Annotated in this window: 21 protein-coding genes and 1 pseudogene; 14 read left to right on the forward strand and 8 right to left on the reverse strand. The window is 63.0% G+C overall.

The features are described from left to right. Window positions 1-54: 54 nt before the first annotated feature. On the reverse strand, window positions 55-765 hold the full coding sequence (locus ACZ5MJ_RS20930; protein WP_464225547.1) for a TetR/AcrR family transcriptional regulator: 711 nt from the start codon (window positions 763-765) through the stop codon (window positions 55-57). Between the two features lie 191 nt (window positions 766-956). On the opposite strand from ACZ5MJ_RS20930, the gene ACZ5MJ_RS20935 reads away from it, so the two are divergent. The 5 genes from ACZ5MJ_RS20935 to ACZ5MJ_RS20955 all read left to right on the forward strand — a co-directional run bounded on the left by ACZ5MJ_RS20935 (window position 957) and on the right by ACZ5MJ_RS20955 (window position 7,440). Beyond that, window positions 957-2,222 (forward strand): MFS transporter, encoded by a 1,266-nt coding sequence (locus tag ACZ5MJ_RS20935; protein WP_464225548.1) that lies wholly within the window; start codon window positions 957-959, stop codon window positions 2,220-2,222. Window positions 2,223-2,265: 43 nt separating this feature from the next. Next, window positions 2,266-3,069, forward strand: coding sequence for a cyclase family protein (locus ACZ5MJ_RS20940; protein WP_464225550.1), 804 nt, complete (start codon window positions 2,266-2,268; stop codon window positions 3,067-3,069). Window positions 3,070-3,076: 7 nt separating this feature from the next. Then, window positions 3,077-4,390 (forward strand): fumarylacetoacetase, encoded by a 1,314-nt coding sequence (fahA, locus tag ACZ5MJ_RS20945; protein WP_464225551.1) that lies wholly within the window; start codon window positions 3,077-3,079, stop codon window positions 4,388-4,390. A 224-nt stretch (window positions 4,391-4,614) separates the two neighbouring features. After that, window positions 4,615-5,694, forward strand: coding sequence for a porin (locus tag ACZ5MJ_RS20950; RefSeq protein WP_464225552.1), 1,080 nt, complete (start codon window positions 4,615-4,617; stop codon window positions 5,692-5,694). Between the two features lie 33 nt (window positions 5,695-5,727). Then, entirely contained in the window at window positions 5,728-7,440 is a 1,713-nt protein-coding gene (locus ACZ5MJ_RS20955) for a CocE/NonD family hydrolase (protein ID WP_464225553.1), read from the forward strand. Window positions 7,441-7,458: 18 nt separating this feature from the next. Here the strand turns inward: ACZ5MJ_RS20955 and ACZ5MJ_RS20960 are convergent. After that, window positions 7,459-7,560, reverse strand: a pseudogene (locus ACZ5MJ_RS20960) (competence protein ComA); the annotation flags it as partial. A 633-nt stretch (window positions 7,561-8,193) separates the two neighbouring features. Between ACZ5MJ_RS20960 and ACZ5MJ_RS20965 the strand changes: the two are divergent. Beyond that, complete coding sequence (locus ACZ5MJ_RS20965; protein ID WP_464225554.1) at window positions 8,194-9,774, forward strand: isocitrate lyase; 1,581 nt, start codon at window positions 8,194-8,196, stop codon at window positions 9,772-9,774. 132 nt (window positions 9,775-9,906) lie between these two features. On the opposite strand, the gene ACZ5MJ_RS20970 is transcribed toward ACZ5MJ_RS20965, so the two are convergent. Further along, window positions 9,907-10,335, reverse strand: a complete 429-nt coding sequence (locus ACZ5MJ_RS20970; protein WP_464225555.1) for a PaaI family thioesterase — start codon at window positions 10,333-10,335, stop codon at window positions 9,907-9,909. Between the two features lie 409 nt (window positions 10,336-10,744). On the opposite strand from ACZ5MJ_RS20970, the gene ACZ5MJ_RS20975 reads away from it, so the two are divergent. The 3 genes from ACZ5MJ_RS20975 to ACZ5MJ_RS20985 all read left to right on the forward strand — a co-directional run bounded on the left by ACZ5MJ_RS20975 (window position 10,745) and on the right by ACZ5MJ_RS20985 (window position 14,201). After that, window positions 10,745-11,503 (forward strand): hypothetical protein, encoded by a 759-nt coding sequence (locus ACZ5MJ_RS20975; RefSeq protein ID WP_464225556.1) that lies wholly within the window; start codon window positions 10,745-10,747, stop codon window positions 11,501-11,503. Between the two features lie 121 nt (window positions 11,504-11,624). Continuing rightward, a complete protein-coding gene (locus ACZ5MJ_RS20980; protein ID WP_464225558.1) occupies window positions 11,625-11,996 on the forward strand; it encodes a hypothetical protein in 372 nt (123 codons plus the stop codon). Window positions 11,997-12,167: 171 nt separating this feature from the next. Further along, complete coding sequence (locus ACZ5MJ_RS20985) at window positions 12,168-14,201, forward strand: TonB-dependent receptor plug domain-containing protein (RefSeq protein WP_464225559.1); 2,034 nt, start codon at window positions 12,168-12,170, stop codon at window positions 14,199-14,201. Between the two features lie 426 nt (window positions 14,202-14,627). On the opposite strand, the gene ACZ5MJ_RS20990 is transcribed toward ACZ5MJ_RS20985, so the two are convergent. Together ACZ5MJ_RS20990 and ACZ5MJ_RS20995 are read right to left on the reverse strand one after the other, a co-directional pair. Beyond that, window positions 14,628-15,575, reverse strand: a complete 948-nt coding sequence (locus ACZ5MJ_RS20990) for a PDR/VanB family oxidoreductase (RefSeq protein ID WP_464225560.1) — start codon at window positions 15,573-15,575, stop codon at window positions 14,628-14,630. Further along, window positions 15,572-16,624 carry an aromatic ring-hydroxylating dioxygenase subunit alpha gene (locus tag ACZ5MJ_RS20995; RefSeq protein WP_464225562.1) on the reverse strand — a complete coding sequence of 351 codons (1,053 nt, stop codon included), beginning with the start codon at window positions 16,622-16,624 and terminating at the stop codon, window positions 15,572-15,574. The genes ACZ5MJ_RS20990 and ACZ5MJ_RS20995 overlap by 4 nt, the downstream gene beginning before the upstream one ends. A gap of 106 nt (window positions 16,625-16,730) precedes the next feature. Between ACZ5MJ_RS20995 and ACZ5MJ_RS21000 the strand changes: the two genes are divergently transcribed. From ACZ5MJ_RS21000 to ACZ5MJ_RS21010, 3 genes are all read left to right on the forward strand, one after another. Then, window positions 16,731-17,714 (forward strand): LysR family transcriptional regulator, encoded by a 984-nt coding sequence (locus tag ACZ5MJ_RS21000; RefSeq protein WP_464225563.1) that lies wholly within the window; start codon window positions 16,731-16,733, stop codon window positions 17,712-17,714. 68 nt (window positions 17,715-17,782) lie between these two features. Further along, complete coding sequence (locus ACZ5MJ_RS21005) at window positions 17,783-18,457, forward strand: c-type cytochrome (RefSeq protein ID WP_464225564.1); 675 nt, start codon at window positions 17,783-17,785, stop codon at window positions 18,455-18,457. 513 nt (window positions 18,458-18,970) lie between these two features. Then, entirely contained in the window at window positions 18,971-19,966 is a 996-nt protein-coding gene (locus tag ACZ5MJ_RS21010) for a TRAP transporter substrate-binding protein (RefSeq protein ID WP_464225565.1), read from the forward strand. A 145-nt stretch (window positions 19,967-20,111) separates the two neighbouring features. Here ACZ5MJ_RS21010 and ACZ5MJ_RS21015 read toward each other — a convergent pair whose 3' ends face one another. After that, window positions 20,112-20,978, reverse strand: coding sequence for a LysR family transcriptional regulator (locus ACZ5MJ_RS21015; protein ID WP_464225566.1), 867 nt, complete (start codon window positions 20,976-20,978; stop codon window positions 20,112-20,114). Between the two features lie 187 nt (window positions 20,979-21,165). On the opposite strand from ACZ5MJ_RS21015, the gene ACZ5MJ_RS21020 reads away from it, so the two are divergent. After that, entirely contained in the window at window positions 21,166-22,164 is a 999-nt protein-coding gene (locus tag ACZ5MJ_RS21020) for an NAD(P)H-quinone oxidoreductase (RefSeq protein WP_464226564.1), read from the forward strand. A 30-nt stretch (window positions 22,165-22,194) separates the two neighbouring features. On the opposite strand, the gene ACZ5MJ_RS21025 is transcribed toward ACZ5MJ_RS21020, so the two are convergent. Continuing rightward, window positions 22,195-23,331 carry a zinc-binding dehydrogenase gene (locus ACZ5MJ_RS21025; RefSeq protein WP_464225567.1) on the reverse strand — a complete coding sequence of 379 codons (1,137 nt, stop codon included), beginning with the start codon at window positions 23,329-23,331 and terminating at the stop codon, window positions 22,195-22,197. A gap of 352 nt (window positions 23,332-23,683) precedes the next feature. Beyond that, window positions 23,684-23,986, reverse strand: a complete 303-nt coding sequence (locus ACZ5MJ_RS21030) for a hypothetical protein (protein WP_464225569.1) — start codon at window positions 23,984-23,986, stop codon at window positions 23,684-23,686. 831 nt (window positions 23,987-24,817) lie between these two features. On the opposite strand from ACZ5MJ_RS21030, the gene ACZ5MJ_RS21035 reads away from it, so the two are divergent. Beyond that, a complete protein-coding gene (locus tag ACZ5MJ_RS21035) occupies window positions 24,818-25,078 on the forward strand; it encodes a hypothetical protein (protein WP_464225570.1) in 261 nt (86 codons plus the stop codon). Window positions 25,079-25,141: the final 63 nt, after the last annotated feature.

Genomic DNA, 25,141 nt, shown 5'->3' on the forward strand with positions numbered 1-25,141 from the left:
ATCCGAAGGGACCCACACCTGTACTCTAGGCGAATTGCGTCATAAGGATGACTCTCAGGAACCCCTCGATGACGTCCGGTCGGCCCCGGCGCGAATGCCCGCTGCGATGAAGGTCACCAGGTACTCGGACTTGCGTCGCGTGTCGCCGGCCTTGACCTTGCCGCCGGAGACGCGCTCGATGCGGCTGTCGAACACGCTCATTACCAGCGCCCCCACCGCAAACAGATAGGCCCAGTGCGCATAGCTGGCTCCGTTGCCTGGCAGGGCCTTTCGGATCGCCTTGACGAATTCCATGGCAAAGGGGTCGAAGTAGTCCGCAACAATGCCTCGCTCAGCTTCTCTTGGATCCGATGCCTCGCGTGCGACGAGCTTGGCGTAGGCAATGCCGGCCTCCGTGTCCTGGATCCGCATGACTGGCTGCACGAACGCACGCACGATGTGCTCCACCGGATCCTCGCCGGCGATGAGGGGTTCGTGTAGCGCCGCCAGCCGGGCCTCGAACAGCGTCTTGCGCCGTTCAAAGAGCGCGCGGTACAGATTTCGTTTGGTCTCGAAGTGATAAACGATCAGCGGCAAGCCAACGTCCGCGGCCGCCGCGATATCACGCATCGACACGCCGTCAAAGCCGCCCTCGGCAAAGAGCCGCTCCGCTGCATCGAGCACGCGTTCGCGCTTGCTCGCTTCCGGGATCGGCAGCCCCTGCGCTTCTTCCCGCGCCCTGCCCCGCGCCCCGACCGCCGACTTCCGCGCTTCCCTGCCTTCCATGCTGCCTCCATATAGTCGCGTCATTGTAGCGAACCTCACTTTGCCACATTCGCATCCGCGTTTACCCCAGTGTAACGTTTGACTGTACGAGCGTACAGTCCGTCCTGCACCATACTGAACGAACGTACAGTCAGTGTAAAACGGGTGCGTCACCTGCTTCGGCCAGGGGGCGCCAAATCAGGAGACCCATCATGCCCCCCAATCCTGCCTCGCTGAAGTGGCGCGTGCTTATCGGCTGCTTCCTGAGTTATATGTTCGACGCCGTGGACATCATCATCCTTGCCATCGCCATGCCGGCCATTACCACGTCCCTTCACATCACACAGGCGCAGGCCGGCTTGCTGGTCACGGCCACGCTGCTCGGCATCGGGCTGAGCAGCGTGGTGATGGGGAGGCTGGCGGATACCATGGGCCGCCGCACGGCGCTGCTACTGTCGCTGGTGACTTTCGGCGCGCTCACGATGGCTGTTTCCGGCGCCACCGACTGGCGCCAGATCCTCTTCCTGCGCTTCCTCTCAGGCCTCGGCCTGGGCGGCGTCTGGAGCACGGCCGCGGCACATGTCAACGAGACCTGGCCGGCGCACCAGCGCGGACGGGCCACTGCCTTCGTGCTCAGTTCCTTCTCGGCGGGCGCAACCGTGGCCGCCCTGGCAGCGGCATACCTGCTGCCGGCGCATGGCTGGCGCGTGTTGTTCTTTCTCTGCGGCGCGGCCGTGGTCATCGCCATCGGCTACGTCTGGCTGCGCGTGCCGGAATCGGAGGTCTGGCGCGCGCAACGGTCCAGCGGGCAGTCCGCCAGAACAAGCGCCGGCCGTGCCAGCCTTGCTGCGTTGTTCGGGCCCCGGCTGCTGCGCATTACCCTGCTCGGCACCGCGACCTCGGCCTTGGCGCTGTCCGCGTACTGGGGCGCGTCGACCTGGCTACCGACCTTCCTGGTCAAGGAACGGGGGCTCGATGTCACCACTATGGCAAGCTTCGTGGCTGTGCTGAATGTCGGCATGTTCCTTGGGTATAACGTCTTCGGCCTGCTCGCAGACCGCATCGGGAAACAGCGTGCCGTGATCGCGTCGCTGGTCGGCTCCGGACTGACGCTACCGGCCTATGCTTTCGCCACAGACCATGCGACCCTGCTCGTCCTCGGCCCGGTATTCGCGTTCTTCATGGCCTTCGCCGGCCTCGTGGGCTCCTATTTCGCCGAACTGTTCCCGACGCACATCCGGGCAACCGGCGCCGGATTCTGCTTCAACGTCGGCCGTGGCGTCTCCGCCTTCGCTCCGCTGGCGCTGGGTTGGGCAGCGACTGCGTTCGGCTTTGCCCCTGGTATCGCGCTGTGCGGCGGCTTGTTCCTGCTATCCGCGATCGTGGTTGCCCTGCTGCCACGTGAAATTGCCGAGCAGGACACCGGCGCCCACGCGCGCAAGGTGCCGGGCGCCGAACCGTCCCTCGATGCCCGTTGAGCTCGCCCCCCATTTCACGTATCTCCGCAAAGGACTTGTCACCATGACACGCCGCTTCGTCGATCTCTCGATCTACCTTGAAAACGATGTCGTTTCCGACCCTCCCGGCTATGGCCCCCAGATCGAGTACCTGTCGCATCGTTCCACCGCCGAGCAGGTCACGGCATTCTTCCCGGGATTGAAGCCATCCGACCTGCCAGATAGTGAGGGCTGGGCGATCGAGCGCGTCCAGCTCAGTACGCACAATGGCACCCACCTGGATGCTCCCTATCACTTCCACAGCTCCATGAATGAGACCTTGGGGCAGCGCGAGCGCGCCGTCACCATTGACGAGGTACCACTGGAGTGGTGCTTCCAGCCGGGCGTGAAGCTCGACTTCACCGGTCTGGACGACGGCTATGTGGTCACCGCCGACGACGTCGAGGCGGAACTCGCCCGTATCGGGCACGCGCTCAAGCCGCTGGAGATCGTGGTGGTCAACACGCGAGCGGGCAAGCGCTACGGCCAGCCTGACTACGTCGCCTCCGGCTGCGGCATGGGACTCGACGCCACCATGTACTTGCTTGAGCGTGGCGTACGCCTGACCGGCACCGACGCATGGAGCTGGGATGCGCCGTTCGTGCATACGGCAAAGAGGTATGCGCAGACGCACGACGCCTCCTTGATCTGGGAAGGCCACAAGGCGGGCCGCAACATTGGCTATTGCCACCTGGAGAAGCTGCACAACCTCGAGGCCCTGCCGCCGGATGGCTTCTACATCTCCTGCTTCCCGCACAAGATCCGAGGCGCCTCCGCTGGCTGGACGCGCGCTGTGGCCATCTTCGACGACGCGCTCAACGTCGCGTGACAACGCCATGGAACTGAACCACACGCATGATGTCGCTCGCCGCAGTTGGCTGACACAGGCCAATGCGCCCGGCTCCGACTTCCCGTTGCAGAACCTCCCGCTCTGCATATTCCGTCGGCAAGGCAGCGCCGAGGCCTGGCGTGGCGGCGTAGCGATCGGCGACCAGATCGTCGACCTGGCCGCGTTGCATGGCAGGGCCTGCCTGCAAGACCTGGCCGCCGAGGCCCTGCAGGCTGCCGTAGCGCCGACGCTGAATGCGCTGCTGGAACTGGGTCCGAGCGCCTGGCGGGCATTGCGCCACGGAATCTTTGCGCTGCTGGAGGCTGGCAGTGCGCATGAGAAGCGAGTAAGCGAAACGCTGGTGCCGCAGGCGGCGGCCGAGTTTGCGGTACCGGTACGCATCGGCGACTACACGGATTTCTATACTTCGCTCGACCACGCCGTGAACTGCTGTCGCCAGTTCGGGCTGGAGGTGAACCCCAACTTTGACTGGCTGCCGATCGCGTATCACGGCCGGGTGTCTTCCATCGGCGTCAGTGGCCAGCAGGTCTACCGGCCGATGGGGCAGTACCGCGCCGATCCGGGCAGCGCACCTGTGTATGGATCTTGCCAGCGTCTGGACTACGAACTGGAAGTGGGCGCGGTGATTGGCATCGGCAATGCACGTGGTACGTCCATCCCTCTGGCAAAGGCGCAGCAGCACATCTTCGGCCTGTGCCTGCTCAACGATTGGTCCGCGCGCGACATTCAGACCTGGGAGATGCAACCGCTCGGGCCTTTTCTGGCCAAGAACTTCGCCACCACATTGTCGCCCTGGATCGTCACGCTGGAAGCTCTGCTGCCTTACCGCACGGGCTGGACGCGCGCCCCAGGGCGCCCGCAACCGCTCGACTACCTTCGCTCGGCGGACAATGCCGCGGCCGGCGCCTTCGACATCCAACTGGAGGTCTCGATACTCAGCGCGCGCCAGCTAACACAGGGCCGGCAACCGCGCACGCTGACCCATACCAGCTTCCAACATCAGTACTGGACGCTGAGCCAGATGATTGCCCACCACACCATGGGCGGTTGCAACCTACAGTGCGGCGACCTGCTGGGCAGCGGCACGATCTCGGGCCCCGCCCCCGGCGAGGCGGGTGCGCTGATCGAACTCACAGTATCCGGGACGCAACCGGTAGATATCGGCGACGGCGAACAACGCGGCTTCCTTGAGGATGGCGATACCGTCGTGTTCCGTGGCTGGTGCGAGCGCGATGACTATGCGCGGATCGGTTTCGGCGTCAACTATGGGACCGTGCTGCCGGCCCCTGCGTCCGCCTGACGGTCTCCAACCCACTAGTGCCCCGCCGCGCGCGCCGCTCCCCGCCGATTATGGGCTGCGATGCCGTGGTGAGTGGGGCCTCGCGCTCAGCTGCCTCCGGCGAATACGGGCACTCGCAATGCCGTAGAAAAGGACGACCGCCCCCGTCAGTGAGGCTGCTCATGCGCCAAGACCACGCTGTTCATTTGAGGTGATCGAAGTCAATAAAACGGAGGAGATCAATCTTGTACAAGGAACGACAAGCAAGCTGTGCCGTCTATGACAAGGCAGGTGGCGAGCCGGGCGGCTCACGGAGGGCGCAGTCGATAGCAAAATTGTATGCGCTGGCACTCTTTGCGCTGCCTTGCGCGTCCTACGCGACCAACGCACAGCTATATGGACTCGCGGACGCATATGTCGGCGTTACCCATCTCAGTGGACAGCGTTCTGCAACGGGCGTGGAGAGTGGAGGTCTGCAGACGTCATTCTGGGGCATGACAGGAAGCGAAGATCTGGGAGCCGGTCTTAAGGCGAACTACCGCCTCGAGGGATTCTTCCAAATGGACACGGGTGCCAATGGGCGCGCTCCCACGGATGGCCTCTTTTCCCGAAATGCCTACGTCGGTCTGGAGAGCGGCTTTGGCGAAGTGCGTCTCGGGCGGCTAGCAAATCCGACGTTCCTGGCGACCGCGCTCTTCGATGCGTTTTCCGGGTCGACGAAGTTTTCGCCTCTCCAGAACGTCCTGTGGACGCCCCAGCAGGGCCGATACATTGCCGGCGATACCGCGTGGAATAACGCGATCGGCTACTACTCACCGGAATTCGCGGGGATTTCGTTCCGGGGCTTGTATAGCCTTGGCGAGCAGCCGGGCACGAATTCGCAGAACAATGCTGTCGGCATGCTGCTCTATGATCGCGGGCCATTATCGGCGAGTTTTGCCATCCAGAGAACTCGGCTCGGTCCCGGACTTCCTGCGGGAAGCTGGGCGCAGACAGCGATGGTCGGGGGATTGTCCTATGACTTCAAGGCCATCAAGCTGCTGACCGAGTATGCCCATACAAGCACCAGCGGTGCAGCGACGAGGACCGAGACGCTGCAGGTGGGTGTACACATTCCCGTCGGCAGTGGAAAGATCCTGGCCTCCGCGGTGTCGTCACGCGTACGTAGCGATGTCATGGCGGACTATCGGCGTCACGGACTTGCCGGTGGTTATGACTATGCCCTGTCGAAACGCACGGACGTATACGCTGTGACGATGTTCGACAAGGTTACCGGAAAAGGCAGCGGCACCAGCTTTGCGCTGGGCATGCGCCACAAGTTTTAGCCGCTTACAAGATAAACCGATCAGGAGACAGCCATGCAAATCGAGTGGGATGTTGAAATCCCCATGGACGATGGATTGGTGGTTCGGGCCGACGTCTTTCGTCCGACAGAGGAAGGACGCTACCCCGTGTTGATGTCGTACGGACCATACGCCAAGGGACTGCCGTTCCAGGTGGGATTCCCCGCACAATGGCAATCGCTCACGACTAAGCACCCGGAAATTCTGAACGGCAGCAGCGGCAAGTACGCGAACTGGGAAACCGCGGATCCGGAGAGGTGGGTGCCGTTGGGTTACATCTGCATTCGCGTGGACTCCCGCGGCGCTGGCCGATCGCCGGGCGTCATCGATTGCTTCTCCCCGCGCGAGGCGCAGGACTTCCACGATTGCATTGAATGGGCAGCGAAACAACCGTGGAGCAACGGGAAGATCGGCCTGGCCGGTGTTTCCTATTACGGCGCCACGCAATGGCTGGTGGCAGCGAAACGTCCTCCGCATCTGGCCGCGATCTGCCCGTTCGAGGGGTTCTCCGACTACTATCGCGACGCCTGCCGGCACGGCGGCATCCTCAACACGTTCATGGTGGCCTGGTATCCGAAGCAGGTGGAAAACGTGCAGCACGGCCTGGGGCGGCGCGGGGGTGTGAACCCTCACAACGGGTTGCCGATCTCCGGACCGGCAGAGCTCAGCGACGGAGAACTGCTCGCCAATCGCGTCGACATCAACGCGACGCAGTTGAGCGCCGAGCTTATCACTGATAGCTACTTCGACGGCCGCCGTGCAGATCTGGGGGCGATCGAGGTGCCCGTGCTTTCCTGCGGCAACTGGGGTGGCCATGGCCTGCACCTGCGCGGCAATGTACAGGGCTACCTGGGAGCCGGCTCGAAGCATAAGTGGCTCGAGTTGCACGGGCTCGAGCATTGGACGGAATTCTATACGGACTACGGCGTGGCGCTCCAGAAGCGGTTTTTCGACCGCTTCCTCAAGGACGAGGACAACGGCTGGGATCGGCAGCCGCCGATCAAGATGCAGGTGCGCCACGTGGATCGTTTTGTGGAGCGCGACGAGCATGAATGGCCGTTGGCGCGCACCGCATGGACGCCCATGTATCTGGACGCCGGCGCACAGAGCCTGCGATCGGAGCCGAGCGGGACAGCTTCCCACTTCTCGTTTGACGGCATGGCAGGCAAGGTAAGCTTCAGCACTGCACCCCTCGAGCGCGAAACCGAGGTGACCGGCCCGCTGTCTGCCACGCTCTGGATCTCCACGACGGCCCGCGATGCGGATCTGTTCCTGACACTGCGGGCTTTCGCTCCGGACGGCAAGGAGCACCTGATCCTGGGGGCGGTCGAACCCAATGCACCCCTCGCGCAAGGCTGGCTCAGAGCGTCGCACCGAAAGCTGGATCCTCAAGCCTCCAGGCCGTATCAGCCCGTGCACACGCACCAGGAGATCCAACTTCTCGAACCGAACGAGATCTACGAGCTGCAGGTCGAGATCTGGCCCATGTGCTTCGTCTTTCCGAAGGGCTACCGGCTGGTGCTGACCGTGGGCAGCTCGGACTTCGAGCACGACCTGCCCGGACCCTATCCGCAGATCTATGGCAAGTCGATGCGCGGCTCGTCGGTGCTGCTGCATGATCACCCCGACGACCGCAGGCCTGACCGATTCGCCGGTCAGACCACCATTCACACGGGCGAGGAGTACGCGTCATTCCTGCTTCTCCCCGTCATTCCCGCTGCATGCTGAACGGTCGAGCCGCAACAATTACTCTCTAGGCCAAAGGATCAATTGCGTGTTGCGAAAACTAGCGATCAGGGCATTGTCGCCCCCGCGACGGACCTCGGCATCCCAGACCTGAGTGGTGCGTCACATTAGTCACCTCGATGTTAGACAGGGCAGCCCGCCATTCTAGTGGCCTTCCCGGCCAGCCAACGCGGCGGTCGGGGAATCACGCGCTTTAGCGCTCGTGGCACGCCGCTGACTCAGTGTGTTATCTCCCCGTCGGCAGACTTGATGGCCGTAGTACTTGCGATCGCCGACCTTGGAGCAGTGTCGGGCCGAACGGCAGAGACGGGTCGATCAGCGACCATCTGCAGAGGCGCAGACTGGTTTCCCTTCACCTGAAAGGAGACCATCATGGAAACCACCCCCTCTCGACCAAACGCGTCACGTTCCATGGACCAAAGGGAGGCTGACAGCCCAGACGCCTGCACTGCAACTTGCCTGTACCTCCGACAACTGAAAGCGCTTTTCACATTGCGGAATTCACGCTGAACTTCCTCGGCACTATGTTTTCGCCCCTTAAAAAGTCGTTCCACATTGCAAAATTTGCATCCTATCTCCTTGAAAAATAAGGATAAACTAACTCTTATGTCTTATATAAGAGTTGGTCGCGGCGCGTCAAAAGGGCCATACAATGAGTCCACGCTGCTTGCTTCGACATCCGTAGCGGCACACGCAACCATTTCTTCAATCGCGCCTTCTTCTTAGGAGATTCCCATGGCCCAGTATCAAGACGACATCAAGGCAGTTGCTGGTTTGAAAGAGAACCACGGCAGCGCGTGGAATGCCATCAACCCCGAGTATGCCGCCCGCATGCGTGCCCAGAACAAGTTCAAAACGGGCCTGGACATCGCCAAGTACACCGCCAGGATCATGCGCGCCGACATGGCCGCCTACGATGCCGACCCGTCCAAGTACACCCAGTCGCTGGGTTGCTGGCACGGCTTCATCGGCCAGCAGAAGATGATCTCCATCAAGAAGCACTTCAACAGCACCGAGCGCCGCTACCTTTACCTGTCCGGCTGGATGGTGGCCGCGCTGCGCTCCGAGTTCGGCCCGCTGCCGGACCAGTCGATGCACGAAAAAACTTCCGTCAGCGCGCTGATCCGCGAGCTGTACACCTTCCTGCGCCAGGCCGACGCCCGTGAACTGGGCGGCCTGTTCCGCGAGCTGGACGCTGCCCAAGGGCCTGCCAAGGCTGCCATCCAGGCAAAAATCGACAACCACGTCACCCACGTCGTTCCCATCATCGCGGACATCGACGCGGGTTTCGGCAACGCCGAAGCAACGTACCTGCTGGCCAAGCAGTTCATCGAAGCGGGCGCATGCTGCATTCAGATCGAAAACCAGGTGTCCGACGAGAAGCAGTGCGGCCACCAGGATGGCAAGGTCACCGTGCCGCACGAGGACTTCCTGGCCAAGATCCGCGCTATCCGCTACGCCTTCCTGGAACTGGGTGTGGACGACGGCATCATCGTGGCCCGTACCGACTCGCTGGGTGCTGGCCTGACCAAGCAGATCGCCGTGACCAACACGCCGGGCGACCTGGGCGACCAGTACAACTCCTTCCTCGATTGCGAGGAACTGTCGGCCGACGAACTGGGCAACGGTGACGTCATCATCAAGCGCGACGGCAAGCTGCTGCGTCCCAAGCGCCTGCCCAGCAACCTGTTCCAGTTCCGCGCCGGCACGGGCGAAGCGCGCTGCGTACTGGACTGCGTCACCGCACTGCAAAATGGCGCTGACCTGCTGTGGATCGAAACCGAAAAACCGCATATCGCCCAGATCGGCGGCATGGTCAGCGAGATTCGCAAGGTCATTCCGAACGCAAAGCTGGTGTACAACAACAGCCCGTCGTTCAACTGGACCCTGAACTTCCGTCAGCAGGCGTATGACGCGATGAAGGCCGCAGGCAAGGATGTGTCGGCATACGATCGCAGCCAACTGATGAGCGTTGAATACGATCAGACCGAACTGGCGAAGCTCGCCGACGAAAAGATCCGGACCTTCCAGGCCGACGCGTCGCGCGAAGCAGGTATCTTCCACCACCTGATCACGCTGCCGACCTACCACACCGCCGCACTGTCGACCGACAACCTGGCCAAGGAATACTTCGGAGACCAGGGCATGCTGGGTTATGTGGCTGGCGTGCAGCGCAAGGAAATCCGCCAGGGCATCGCCTGCGTCAAGCACCAGAACATGTCCGGCTCGGACATCGGCGACGACCACAAGGAGTATTTCAGCGGCGAAGCGGCCCTGAAAGCGGCGGGTAAAGACAACACCATGAACCAGTTCTGATACCAGTAAAGCCCCAAGCAAAACGCCAACCCATAACGGGTTGGCGTTTTTTTATCCGCCGAGATAGCTCGCGAGGGGCTCATCGACAGCATGCAGACATGCCCAGCGGCCAAAACGATCGAGCCGCAACAATTACTCTCTAGGCCAAAGGATCAATTGCGTGTTGCGAAAACTGGCGATCAGGGCGTTGTCGCCCCCGCGACGGACCTCGGCATCCCAGACCTGAGTGGTGCGTCCTTTGTGGATGGGTCGCGCGGTGCAAATCACAATGCCATCGCGGGCCGTTCCAAGCATATTGCTCTTGAGTTCCACGGTGGTGAACCCGCTGGCCCCTGATGGCAAGCTTCGCACGGTTCCGTAGCCGCAGCATGTATCCGCGAGCGAGACTACCGTTCCCGCATGCAAGTAGCCATTCCAGGCTCCCAGGGCACGACGCACTTCAAGCGTTGCTACGACTTCATCTGGCTCCACTTTGGCAAAGCACATGCCAAGAAGACCAGGCAAATAGTCAGCACCGGCCGCATTCCATTCTTCCAGCGTCACGGGAGGAGCAATGTCCATTAGTCACCTCGATGTCAGACAGGGCAGTTCGTCATTCTACTGGCCTTCTCGGCCAGCCAGCGCGGCGATCGGGGAATCACGCGCTTTCGCGCTGGTGGCACGCCGCTGACTCAGCGTGTTGCCTCCTTCGGCTGACTTGATGGCGGTAGTACTTGCGATAGCCGACTTTGGAGCAGTGTCGGGCCAAACGGCAGAGACGGGTCGGTAGTTGCCTCTGGCGCCGGCAAGCCTCAGCCCAGGTAGCCCGAAGGCCGAGACCGGCGCATTTACAAAAGTCGAGGGCACCGCTATATTCTTGCGTATATAACGAATAACGCGCAGGGACCGGATCATTGCTGCACGCTGCTTCGCCTGCCGTCCTGCGGCGTAGGCCTCGAGGCCGCCCATCGTCCGGTTCGTGCAAGCATCCATGGAACACAGCGAAAGCGAGCACTTATACCTGGTCGGCATCGACGACACCGACAATCTGCACAGTCCCGGAACCGGCTTCCACGCCCGGCAACTGGGAGGACGACTGGTATCCGGGAGGGCCGCGCGCCTGCTCGACATTTCCCGCCACCAGTTGCTGTTCGACCGGCGCATCCCGTACACCTCGCACAACAGCTCACTGTGCCTGCGCATCGCCGTGGCGCCCGGCGGCATTGACCGCGTGATGTCGATCTGCCGTGAATACCTGCTGGCCGAGAGCGCACCCGGTTCGGATACGGGCCTTTGCATCGCGCCATGGACATCGGTCAATCAAGCGATCCAGTCCTTCGGGGCGCTGGCAAAGCGCGAGATCCTGACGCTCGACCAGGCCGCCGCCACCGCGCGTGACCACGCCATCCACCTGGAGGGCCTGACCGGTGACCACGGCGGCATGATCGGCGCGCTGTCCGCAGTCGGCCTGCGCCGCACTGGCCAGGACGGCCGCGTGGCCTGGCGGCCCGGCGTGCGCGAAACCTCGGGCGTGGTGACGGCCGGATACCTGCGCCAGCACACCGGCATCGACATCATTCGGGAATACCAGGGCGATGCGCCGATTGCCGACAGCGATCGGATCGATGTCGGCCGCTGGCCGCGCCCCGTACTGCAAGACGGACAAGCTGTTCTGCTTATCGAAAAGGGAAATCCTGACCATGGCATCGACTGGAAGCTCGTACCCAAGCAAATCCTCAGTCAGTTCTGACCGTCCCCGCACACGCTGGGGGACGGTAGCCATCTGCATCGGTATCGGCGTTGTGCTGGTGCTGGCCGACAGATGGATACGGGCCCCCTTGCACGTGCCCGGCTGGCGCGGGCTGATTGCCATGGCCCTGCTCGTTGCCGCGCGCCGCTGGAGCCTAGCCCCGTTCGCCTGCACCGGGGCGGCGGTCATCGCGCTGGCACTCAACGCCGGCATGGGGGGCGCGCCGCTGTCGGGTGTGTTCAGCTACCTGATCCCCGCGATCGTGCTGGACCTGTGTTTCCTGACCCGCTCGCAACCGGGCGTGTGGCTGGCGGCAATTGCCGGTGGCCTCGCCAATGCCACGCGGCTGCTGCCCGCGCTGGCCGCTGGCCGGGTGCCGGGTGTCACGGACGGCGCGTTCTGGTATCCCATCACCACGCACTTCCTGTTCGGCGCCTGCGGCAGCCTGATCGCATTCGCCGTTTTCGCGGCCCTGCGCAGCAGGCCGCGCTGACCGTCATTGGCGATGGCGCGCGGGTTGGCGGGCATGCCCGTGCCCGCCCGGTGCGGACATCGCCCCCTGCCATGCCCCCGCAATAGTCGCCTGCCTGACTGGCCGGCTCCCTGAACGTTCGTCCCGCACCTGAAAGCGGGACGCCGAAGCACTCCTCCCCCTCCCTTTTCCGTGAAACCCAATCCTGCCAACCTGTTCGCTGGCGCGTACGCACTCGCCGCTTCCTCCCTCGTCCAAGCCACCGCTTCTGACGACACGACCACCGCGCCGTACACCCTCGGCGCCGTGATCGTGAATGCCACGGCGGCGCAGCGCGCCGGCGAGCACGTCGAATCGGTCAGCGCCGAACAGATTGACGAACTCGGCGCTCGCACACTGGACGAAGCGCTACGCGCCACACCGGGCATTACCGTCAACCCCGGGCCGCAGGGCGTTCCCCGGATCATGATGCGTGGCCTGCCTCCACGCGAAACGCTGCTGTTCCTGAACGGCGTACCCCTGAACGCCGCGGCCGATGGCCAGTTTGACCCTTCGCTGATCTCCACGGAATCGATCTCGCAGATCCGCGTGACCGAAGGTGCGACCTCGGTGCTCTACGGGCCCGGCGCCAACGCAGGCGTCATCGATGTGATCACAAGGCGGGGCACCGACGGGCTGCACGGCGGTGCCGGCATGGAGTTCGGCAGCGGCAATGCGCGCCGGTTCATGGGCGATGTCTCCGGTGGCAATGACACGATCGACTACTTCGTGAGCGCAAGCCATACCAGTAGTGATGGCTATCCGGTGCCGGACGGCCCGAGACGGGCCAACAGCGATTCGCTGCGCACCAATCTTCTGGCGAACTTTGGCGTCCGTGCAGGCAACTGGCGCGTCGGCATTACGGGAACGGCAGTCGAAGGTCACGGCGGCCTGCCGCCAAACACGATTGCGTCCACGGCCTCGAATCCGTACACGACGGCGCAGCAGTTCCGCCGGCTCAATGACATCTCCGGTCAGTCGCTTCAGGTCGATGCGGCTTACGCGCCGGCCGGCCCGCTCAGCCTTCGCTTCAGCGGCTACATCAACCATCTGTACACCGTTCAGGACCGTTACGACAACGCGAACTACTCGACGATGTCGGACCCTACCGTCCAGACCTATCACCAGGTCGACAACATGACAGTCAGCGGTGGCCGCGCCCAGGCGCGCTATGACTTTGGCACGCTGGGCAGTCTGACCGGCTCGTTCAACTATCGCCAGGAGCAGGACGACGTCAGCGGGTACATCCGCAACGTGCCCGTCACGGCGGGCAGCGGCAGCGGCGGAGGGAGTGGCGGTGGACGCGGCAACGGCAGCGGCGCCGGAACGGGCAGCGGTGCGACACAGCGTTATGCGTTTGGCAACATCGACCAGAACAACATCGCACGCACCTACTCCACGGGGCTCGAATACCAGGTCGATCCCGTGGACCGACTGCATCTGACGGCGGGCGCGAGCCACGAGATTTTCGACACGTCGGTTGCCCGGGACACCGGCAACCAGTGGATGCTGGGCGCCAGCTACGATCTGACCCGGCAGGTGCAGCCGTACCTGTCCTATTCGCGCAAGGTCCGGTTTGCCACGCTCGACCAGCTCTTCGACCCCACGCAAGGCAACACCACGCTGGCACCCGAACGCTCGTCCAATGTGGAGGGCGGCGTCGTGTGGGCCATCTCGCAGGGAAACCGGGTACGGGTCGGCGCATTCAGCGATCGCATCGACAACTTCATCCAGAACGACCGGACATCGCAGCGCTACTTCAATAACGATGTGGTCAGCAACGGCGCCCAGTTCAGCGGTACGTTCTCACCCACCGAGACCGTCACCATTCGTCCCGGCTATACGTACATGCACGTGTATTCGCGCAGCACCGGCGCCCGTCAGGACTATCGCCCGTCGCATGTCGTGAACCTCAGTGCGGCCTGGCAGTTTATACCCACCTGGCGCCTGTCCGGGGATGTCTACGCTCAGTTTGGCGGCATGGTGACCGCCCGGAGCGATGCGACCAACCAGATGGGGCTTGGCAGCTATTGGCTGGCCAACGTGAAGATCCAGAAGTCCTTCCCGGCCTATGGCGTCGACGTGTATCTCCGGGCCACCAACCTGTTCGATCGCAAGTACGAATACGCCGTGGGATACCCGGCACGCGGGCGCGAGGTGTTCGCCGGCGCAAGCTTCCGCTTCTAGGCGGTTTTGCACATGGCTGTTCTTCCCCGCGCGTCCGCCCCCCGCGTCGGTAGACTCTCGACTTCCGCGGCGACGTTCGCCAGCAACATTCGCCGATCGGCGTCCATCTGACCTTGGGCGCCGATCTTGTGCTCTTCTCGTCGAACGCCGCGGGGTTTTAGAGAACGACGCCGACATCTAGGCAACGCCGGGATTGACCGGCGGCAGAGAACGGCCATCTACAGCCGTTCGCCCCCGCCTTGAAATGGACGCTCGAACGTCCCTTCCACTTTTATAAGAGACATTCGAGGGACCCAAGGTCGTCGTCGCGACATCAGCCATTACAGCCATCCGAGTTGGCCGGGCCGATGGCCGAAATGGGTGAACAGCGTAAGAACTTGTAGGGCGCAAAAAAGACTGCAGCTTCCGAGCTGCGGCTTTTCTCCTCTAAATGTCCAGAACCAGTTCACCGCGCTTGGCTCGGGAGACGCATATCAGGATAGACTTACTTGCGATCCTCTCTTCGTCGCTCAGCACGTAGTCGCGGTGGTCCGCGTCGCCGGAGATTAATGGGACTTCGCAGCTTCGGCACAATCCCTCCCTACACGATGATGGCAGACATACGCCATTCGACTCAAGGACCTCGAGAATGCTGACACCTTGCGAGACATTGAAGCTGCCTCCATGTCGTAGCAGGCGTACCCGGAACTCATTGCCATCATCAATCGGTCTCTCTGCTTCGCCGCGAAAGCGTTCCACATGGACCGCCCGAGCGTCGATTCCGACAGCCTGCGCGCAATCGCACACCGCGTCCATCATGGCACCCGGCCCACACGTATAGACATGCCATCCCGCTGGCATGGCCCGCACCACGGCTTCGATATCGGCGCGGCTGTCATGCTCGTCATCTGCATGCAGGAGAACCCGGTCTGCAAATGGCTCAAGCTGCTCCAGATAGGCCGCGTGGCGCCGCGACCGGACGCAATACAGCACTCGCCAGGCATAGCCGCGTTCGATACATCGGCGAATCATGCTCAGGATGGGAGTGATCCCGATGCCGCCGGCGACAAACAGATGCCCCGAGGCCGCTTCGTCCAACCCGAAAAGCGACCGCGGCTCGCTCACTTGCAGGCAATCGGCAAGCCGCAACTGCTCATGGGCATAACGAGAGCCGCCGCGGGAATCGGCTGCCAGACCGATGCCGAGCCAATAGCGAGTCCGGTCTGTCGCGGCGCTGGCAATCGAGTACTGCCGGGTCAGGCCGTTAGGGAAACTGACGTCGATGTGCGCTCCGGGTTCAAACGGCGGCAATTCTCCACGTGCGCGATCCTGGAGCTCGACACCGAGTACGCCATCCGCTTCAAGACGAAGTCCCGCCACGATGAGTTCCATCATGCCACCTTGCCCTGCCGCTCACGCGCTTGCTCAGCCTCTTCGGCGATCCTGCGCTCGACGACCCACCGGAACTGCGACAATGCCGCGTCGATAGAGAACGGGATCATTTTGAAGTCCGGCGCCAGCCCCAGTGATCGTTGCTGGGCAGTAACGATGTCGCGGTCCTCATCAAAGGCTGTCACCACGCTTTGGTGGATCGAACGCGTGACCTCCGGCTTATCGAGCGCGAAATTGTGGGGGTGCGCGAAAAAGTAGTGCGTGGAGGTCTCGGTTTCCGGCGTCAAGGCCTGGCAGCCGCGGAATTCTGCCGCGTCGTTGCGGGTACCTTCCGGCGCCCCGGTGCCGGTAGGCGCCATGCCAGAGTCCATCAGCAGAATGGCGGGGATCGTGAACTTGTAGATATTCCAGCGATCCACCATGCCGGGCCAGTCCTTGACCTGCTTTGCAAACGGTGGTGGTTCTGTGTTGATCGTCCAGCGCGTGATGCGGACGCCGTCTTCGAGCCGCTCAACCTTCGGTTGCGCGGCCGCATAGTCCTCGCCGCCTCCCAGCGTCGTGGGATGCACGAACGGCAAGTGCGAAAAATCGAGCAGGTTGTCGGCGATCAGCAGGTAGTTGACGTCATAGTGGATGTAGCCGTCGAGACTCCGCCATGCCGGATCATCCAGCCAGTGCGTGTCCGGGATGAGATCCGGGTTCGCCGCCTCGGGATCGCCCATCCAGATCCAGATCCACCGGCACCGCTCCACTACCGGGAAGGTCCGCACTTTCGCTTGTGGCGGAATGCGCTGCTGCGCCGGCGCCTCGACGCACCTCCCGGTCGAATCGAACTTCAGGCCGTGGTACATGCATCGCACACAGTCGCCCTCGCGTCGCCCGATGGAAAGCGGTGCACCCCGATGGCAACAGCGGTCCTCCAATGCGTGAAGGGCGCCGTCCTCCGTACGGTACATCAGCACCGGGATGCCAGTGATCGTGCGGCTAAACAGGTTGCTTTCGCCGACTTCGTGGTCCCAGGCGCCTACATACCATGTGTTCCTGACAAACATTGCTTGTCTCCTATGGTTCGCGCCTTCTTCGCGGCGCATTGACAGGAGGTTAGGCAGCGGCGCACCATGCGTCAATCTCATGCAAGACATTCGAGGAATGTATGCCATGCATATCGAGGACTTCGACTACAACCTTTTGACGGTATTTGATGCCATGCTGCGTGAACGTAGCGTCACGCGGGCCGCTGCACAGCTCGGCCTGACGCAGAGTGCGATGAGCCATGCGCTGAACCGATTGCGCGACTACTTCGACGATCCGTTGTTCGTCAAGACCGCTGCGGGAATGGCCCCGACGATTAAGGCGGAATCGCTGGCAGGAACCATCCTGGAGGTGATGACAGCGGTGCGCACGCGCGTCTTGCCTCAAGCCAGCTTCGAGCCGGCATCATTGCAGCGTACCTTCACGCTTTGCATGACCGATATGGGCGAGCTCGTCTTCCTGCCGCCTTTAATGAAGCAACTGCGCCTGGTGGCTCCGCATTGCAGATTGCGTACTTTGCAGGTTCCCATTCCGCAAATCGAATCGCTGCTGGCATCAGGCGAAGCCGATCTCCTCCTAGGGTCTGTGCAGACAGCACCGGAATCGCTCTTCCAGCAACAGCTCTTCATGCATGATTTCGTCACCATCGTTAGCAAGAAGAACAAGCAGGTGGGCGATACGTTGACGCCCGAACAATTCGAGTCGATGCCACACGTCGCCGTCAGCCTGGCCGGCCGATTGAGCCCGTCCTACGATGCCGCATTCGAACAACATGGGCTCAAGCGGAATATCTATTTGCACACGCCCCACTTTCTGACCATCCCGCTGTTGATGGACCAGCAGCCGGAGCTGATCGCGACCGTGCCTGAGGAGTTGGCAAACGTCTTCAGCCGCTACGGCATCGTCCGCGTGGTAAAACCCCCCGTTGCGTTGCCGGCCTATGCGCTAAGCCAGTACTGGCACCCCCGGTTCCACCATGACCCGGTCATTGTCTGGCTGAGGCAACTCGTCAAGCAGACGTTTGATCAGTATCCGAAGACGAGTGTGGCATCCACTGCAATGCCAGATTCAGTTCGTGGCTTGCGGACAGGACGTAAGCCGAAGGACTGACACCCAGAGCAATTGCTGCATCGCTTCCCCTCGAAATGGGTGATCTGGTGCGCAAACCGGAGATATCCATGATTCGAAAACCTGCTCGAGATGCGATTGCGGCTGCATTGGTCATACTTGCTTTCATTGCGCGAGTTCACGCAGAAGGTGACGTTATGCGCGGGGCGCAAGCCGCCCGCACCTGCATGGCCTGCCATTCGTTTGCGCCCGGGCGCCACATGACAGGGCCGAGCCTAGCTGAGGTTTGGGGGCAAAAAGCCGGCACTGCCGAAGGTTTCACGCGTTACTCCGATGCCCTCAAGCGCTCGGGCCTGGTTTGGAACAAGCAGAACCTGGATGCGTGGCTCAAGAGCCCTGCGGCGCTGGTGCCGGGTAATGCGATGGGATTTCCCGGCGTCGCGGACGCGCGCACCCGAGCCGATCTGGTCGCTTACCTTGAGGCGGTCTCAACTGGTCGCGTCACAGCCTCCGATCGGGGCCTGCAGAATTTGAAGAAGGCAGATGCGGCATCGTTGGTAATCGCCATCCGCTACTGTGGCGACGCGTACCGGCTCACCACTGCGGACCAGAAGATCCATACCTTCTGGGAGTTCAACTTGCGATTCAAAACGGATGGCAGCGCGGAGGGCCCGCTTGCCGGCAAGCCAGTACTGATAGGCAGCGGGATGCAGGGCGACCGCGCCACAGTGGTGTTCGCGCGGCCGGAGGAAATCTCGAGCTTTATACGGAGGCAGTGCCAATGACGCACGAGGCCGGTTCGTGCTGCCCACAGGCTCCTCGGCACGAATTGCTGCAGCGCTGATCTCGCCAAGAGCCGGGCTCACGTCTTCAGGCCATCAGAGTGGGCCCCCACTTCTGACTACTCGGCTTACCCGGCCGTCTCTATCCGCATGTGTTTGAGCAAGTCTTGGTCGACGACGCGTCCGACGCCACAAGGGATGGGATGGCTGCTGTGCCCCAACACCCGCCGTTGGCTTGACAAGCCCTCTAATGGCAGAGAGGGGTCGGGAGCGGACATCGCCGTAATGCCCGACGATCGCTGGACCGATCGGCCGGGCGATAAAGCCGACCGCACAGATCGGGAACGCCGCGGCGTACAGCGCCCCATCATCCCGGCATGGGGATGCCTATAATGCGCACCGGCCGGCACCGCCAGCGATGGTGAAGCCCGGCCCATCGAAACCTCCTATCCTTCCTTCCGCCCTGCCATGCGCCTTCTCCGCCATCATCTCGCCCTGGCCAAACTATCTGTTGCGATGACCGCCGGCCTTGCCGTCGCCACCGCTGCCCTGCTCGCGCCCGTCGTCCATGCGCAGCCCGCGCCGGTGGTCTGGCAGATGGCCACCGAATACCCGGCGACGTCGATGCCGGGCGAGGGACTGACCACGTTTGCGCAGGAGGTTACCGCCCGCACGCGGGGCGCGGTGGCGCCGCGGCCGACCTTTGATGCCAGCGCGGGCTTCAAGTCCGGGCAGATGCCGGCCGCGATCCGCGATGGCAAGCTGCAAGCCGGCGACGCATTCGGCGGCGCACTGGGCGAGGTCGATCCGATTTTCCTGCTGTCGTCGCTGCCGTTCGTGGCAACTTCCGTCGATCAGGCGCACCGGCTCGCAGACCTGGCCCGCGCGGACTACACGCGCGCCTTCGAGAAGCAGGGCCAGCATCTGCTCTACGTCACGCCCTGGCCGCCCACAGGCCTGTGGTCGCGCAATCCCGTGGGCACGCTCGACGATCTGCGCGTGCTGTCGGTGCGCGCCTACGACGAGACCTCCGCCGAGGTCATGCGCGCGGCGGGGGCGAAGGCGCAGATCCTGTCGTTTGCCGACGCCATGCCGCGCCTGAAGGAAGGCTCCGTGAACGCCGCGCTGTCATCGGGCGATGGCGGCGCCGGCCGCAGGCTATGGGACTACCTGCCCAACTTTACGGCCATTGGCTATGCCATGCCGTTGTCGTTCACCACCGTCAACGCCGCCACCTGGCAGGCCCTGACGCCGGCCCAGCGGGATACCGTGGCCGCTGCGGCCCGGGCGACCGAAGACAAGCAGTGGGTGCGCTTGCACACACGGCTGGCTGAGAACAGCGCACGCATGCGCGCCAACGGCGTAACGATCCAGGACGACCCGGCTCCTGCCGTGCAGCAGGCACTGCGCGACGCGGGCCTGAGCGCGGTGGCGATCTGGCAAGCGCGCGTGGGCGAGCGCGGAGCGGCATTGCTGAAGACCTACCTCAACTCGGAGGCTGGGCCCCGCTAACCGCTGACGATGGCGGAGCGAGATGTCGGCTTTGGAAGCAATGGGGCCGGGAAGAGACGCCCGGTGATCGGCTGGCCGGTGCCGCGTGCCGGCCATGAAGTGTCATTCGCTTGCGCCGCCATCGCCAAGAGCGGCGCATCAGGTACTATCTGCCGAACGCAAAGACGATCTCGTCGATCGTCACGCGGATGCGCGCGGTGTGCCGCAGATCCTGATGCGTGACGAGCCATATCTCATATGGCGCGTCGTTTGGGCGATCTGGCCAGATCCGCACGAGCCCGTCGCGCTCGCCCATCGGCACGGGTATCTCGCTGATGCCGAGCCCGGCCTTGAGCGCCGCGCGCAGCGTCAGATTCGTGTTTAGCCGTGCGACGATGCGACCGTCCGTCAGCGGTTCGCCGACGAACGACGGCGTGCGCGCCTTGGCGAAATACGGCTGGTAGACGACGAGATCGTGCCCTGCGAACCGCTCCCCCGGCACCGGTTCGCCATGGCGCCGCATATAGTCTGGCGACGCGAACAGCCCCACCTCCCAACGCGCAAGGCGGCGCGCGAGCAAATCCGGATTTCGCGGCTTGACGGTCCGGATCGCAATGTCTGCTTCACGCTTCGCGAGATTCAGTACATGGGTCGTCGTGTCGAGCACCACCGATACGTCTGGATGCTTTGCATGCAGGCGCTCGATCGCCGGCACCACGTATTCCTGCGCAAGCGCGTCAGTTGTCGAGAGCTTCACCTCGCCGGCAAGGCGCTTGTCCATGCCTTGCGTGTGGCGCACCAGATCGTGGGCTGACTGTTCCATCGCCTCGGCGGCGCGGATCGCGATCCTGCCGGCCGGCGTGAGCTCATAGCCATTCGACGTGCGCAAGAACAGCGTCGCGCCGAGCGCGTGCTCGAGCACGGCAAGCCTGCGGCCTACCGTCGCCTGGTCGATGTCGAGCGCGCGTGCGGCGGCCCGCAAGGTCCTTTCCCGATAGAGCGCAACGAAGACGCGTGCGTCGTCCCAGTTCATGTCGTCTCCCGCGTGATGCAAATTTGCATCATAGGGTCGGAGAATCGCTGCGTGTCAAGTACCAACCGCACCCCTACACTTTGATCAACCGATGCGGCGCCTTGGCAAATGCCTCGAATTCGCAGTGCATCCGGCATTCTGAAAGGATGAAGTCGTGACACATACAACGCATACCATTCCCGTGGCGATGACCGCAATCGGCATCACGCGGCCGGGCGGCCCCGATGTCCTTGCGCCCGTGCAGCGGCCTGTTCCCGCGCCGGCTGCCGGCGAAGTCCTGATCCGCATTCACGCAGCCGGCGTGAATGGTCCCGATGTCATGCAGCGCAAGGGGTTGTACGATCCGCCGCCGGGCGCCTCTGACATTCCCGGGCTCGAAATCGCGGGCGAGATCGTGTCCGTCGGGCGTGACGTGACCCGGTTCGCGGTCGGCGACCCTGTCTGCGCGCTGGTCCCCGGTGGCGGCTATGCGGAGTACGCGGTCGCGCATGAGAGCAACACACTTTCGATCCCGGAAGGTCTCTCGATGGTCGAAGCGGCCGCGATGCCTGAGACCTTTCTGACGGTATGGCTGAACCTGTTCCAGCGCGGCAATTTCGCGGCAGGCGAAAGCGTGCTGATCCACGGCGGCGCATCCGGAATTGGCACCACGGCGACGATGCTCGCAAAGGCGTTCGGCGCCTCGAAGATCATCACGACGGTCGGCTCCGACGCGCAGCGCGACGCGAGCATTGCGCTTGGCGCCGATGTCGCAGTGGATTACCGCAACGAGGATTTCGTCGAAGCGGTCATGCGCGCGACGGGCGGGCGCGGCGTCGATGTGGTGGTCGACATCATTGCCGGCGATTACGTCGCGCGAAACTACGCCGCGGCTGCGATGAACGGCCGCATCGTCCAGATCGGCGTGATCAAGGGACCGGCGCCGTCACTCGACCTGGTCCCAATGCTGGCGAAGCGCCTCACGCACATTGGCTCGACGCTGCGCTCGCGCACCCACGAGGAAAAGGCGGCGTTGATCGAGGATCTCGAGCGATCAGTGTTTCCGCACATGCGGCGCGGTGCGGTGAAGCCCGTGATGGATCGGACCTTCGATCTGGACGATGCGCGCGGTGCGCATGCGCTGATGGATTCGGGCACCCATATCGGCAAGATCGTGCTGACGACCAGGGCGGCGCGCACAGCCTGATACGCAACTCCGGCACGCCCCCGGGGCGATTTATCCGGCCAGGCCCTTGTTCGGGTTGATCAGGTACTTCTCCCCCGTCGCGCGCTTGTTGTAGACGGCGATCACGTCCAGGTCCAGCACTTCGGCCAGCGAGATCTCTTTCGAGTAGTGGCTGGCAAAGGTGGTCTTCAGCTCCGCCACCACGCGTTGCTTCAGCGCGTTGGCCCGCTCGCGCCCGATCTTCTGCAGGAACGGAAACAGCAGCCAGCCGCCCATGCCCCACGCCATGCCGAAGTTGCGGTTGAACTCGGTCGGGCTTGTATCCAGGCCGCCGTAGAGGTAGACCTGCTTGTGGGTAGTCGAGCCATAGCGGCTGTATTCGCGGGCCGTCCTGTTCAACGCCGCTTCCATGCAGGTGAGGATCTGGCCGCCAAGCTTGCCGCCGCCCGTGGCGTCGAACGCGATCGTTGCGCCAGTGGCGACGAGTGCCTCGGTGAGATCCTGCATGAACGTGGGCGACGCGGTGTTGCAGACGTGGACCGCGCCTTGCGCCTTGAGCAGGTCCGCCTGCTCTTGCTTGCGCACGATGTTCACCAGCTTGATGCCATCCTTGAGACAGATTTGATTGAGCATCTGGCCCAGATTGGAGGCCGCGGCGGTGTGCACCAGGGCGCTATGTCCTTCGCGCCGCATGGTCTCGACCATGCCCAGCGCGGTGAGCGGGTTGACGAATGACGACGCGCCGTCAGCAGGCGTGGCGCCTTCGGGCAGGACCAGGCACTGGTCCGCGGGAATGCAGCGGTACTGCGAGTACATCGCACCGCCGATGGCAGCCACGGTCTTGCCCATCAAGGCTTGCGCCGCAGGGGACGAGCCTGCCTCGACGACCACGCCCGCGCCCTCATTGCCAACCGGCATGGACGCATCCAGGCGGCCCGCCATGCTGCGCATCGCGCCTTCCGGAACGCGCGCGGTGACGACGGGGCGCTCGGCCGTGCCGCTGGCCCTGGCCGTGCTCATGTCGGCCGCGCCGAACAGCAGGCCGAGATCGGACGGATTGAGGGGAGAGGCTTCAATGCGGATGAGCACTTCATCCGGGCCAGGGTGCGGCGTGTCGATGCTGTCCAGCGACAGCTCGAGTTCACCGCTGCTCTTGATTTGCGAACGAAGTTGAAGTGCCGTGTGCATTCGATGTCTCCATGGTCTGTCGGTTTGCGGTGAGCGGGGCGGCAGCGCGGGGCTGTTTTCGCCAGCAGTCAGCAATGTAGCAAGTTCCTGCGAATCCCGTACTGGGCCGGAAATCCAGGTCATGCATCAGCCGACAGGCCATCATGCATCGCACTGATAGCGGTGGGCTCTCGGGCTCCCGCTGGGGCCTGCGCGGGACAGAAAGCCTGGGCGGTGATCTTCCGGCGCTGTTCGTCCTGAAATCTCGCCAGGCCTGGAGATAGACGGGAATCGCTGGCTGGTGGGGATGGTCAAGCAATGCGCCAATGAAAAGACGCTCGGTTGCCAGCAGAGCGTCTCGGGTTCGCCAGCGTCAAGATGCCGCCGACTGCAAAAGCTCCTCGACGCCAGGCTGCTCTTTCGTCCGGCTTTGACTGGTTTTGTTGACGTAGCCCTCCGGAGCGCACCCGCTTGGCATCACGCCCTGGTTGCGAAGGTGGGCCGCGACCATCTCGCACCAGTTGAGCAACTGCTGCTTGTCAAGATCCGCGACCACGTCTTCTCCGAAAAGATTCGAAAGCTCAAGTGCGACGCCTGAAAATTCGGCACCGTCATCTCGAATGGTCAATACCCCGTCGCCATCCTGGTCGCACATCTCAATTCTTGTGGCAGACATATCCATTACCTCCTGAAGCTTCGTAACCGTCACTTGACTCGTCACCGTCATATCAGGCGCTCTCTGCCTTGTCGGTCGCCTGGCCAGCGTATCTATGCTAGAAGATCGACTTCCCTGCCACCAAGGGGAGTAATGGGCCGGGGCCCGCGACGAACGTGCGAACGTCCGCGAACTCACAATGCGCAATCCTGTCAGCGGAGGCACTACGAACCTCTCATTGGACGACGCTCGATTTGCTCGCGCGCGATCTCGATTCGGCCTCGCGAGAGAACAATGACTCCTGTTGCCTCCAGCCGGTTCAGTTCGAGACCCAGGCGATAGCGGGAACCACCAACGGATCTTGCGAGGTCCGCTTGCGTCACCTCGATGCAGAGTTTGATATCAAGGCGGACTGAGGTCCGTTTACCCTGGGCCATGAGAATGCGGGATGGGTCGAGGCCTGGGGCGATGGCGTGACAGGATAGACGGAAGGCGACCCGGTCGCCTTCTATGGTCCACAGCCGGCCAGCGACAGTTCGAGATCGACTGACACCAGACCCGAAGTCAAATTGCGAATCCTCTGATCGCCAGGCGCGACGGCGACGGGAACACTAGACCCATCACCGAAACAACGGTGATCGGGCGTAGCAACCCGTTCTTTCCGTCAAGGATGGTCGTTCATGCGGCCAAGTTCGCGCGTGCACGCCACTCACTCAATGGCGGGCCGGGCGGGGCAGCCGCTAGGCTGGCCGGGTTACTCCTTTGGCGGACCGGTATTGCTACCCCTGCTGTCAGGCCCGCCACCCCTCCCTTGCATCAGGCGGGTCTTCCAACCTTTCAAAGGAGTTCGCAATGCAAGACCGCGCCACATCGAAACAAGAGACTGTGTTGACCGCCATTCCCGTAGCCTGCATTGATTCGCTTGAGCGCATCAGCGCCGGCATGGGCTGCCTCCTGTTGTTGCTGGAAGTACAAAGCGAGCGCTCGGAGGCATGCCATGGCGCCTATTGCCTGCTGGCAATGCTGAAAGCGGAGCTGGATCAGGCCACGGAGAAGCTCTGTCCGGAAGACTGGCTGGAGCGCCTGCCGCTGCCGGCGCACGACGAGGCCTGAGCGGGTTGGTGCGCCGCCGCAGCGACGAACCGCAGCCTCGGCTGCGGTTCGTCAATCCGGGAG

This window comes from Cupriavidus sp. LA-1 (assembly GCF_055385985.1).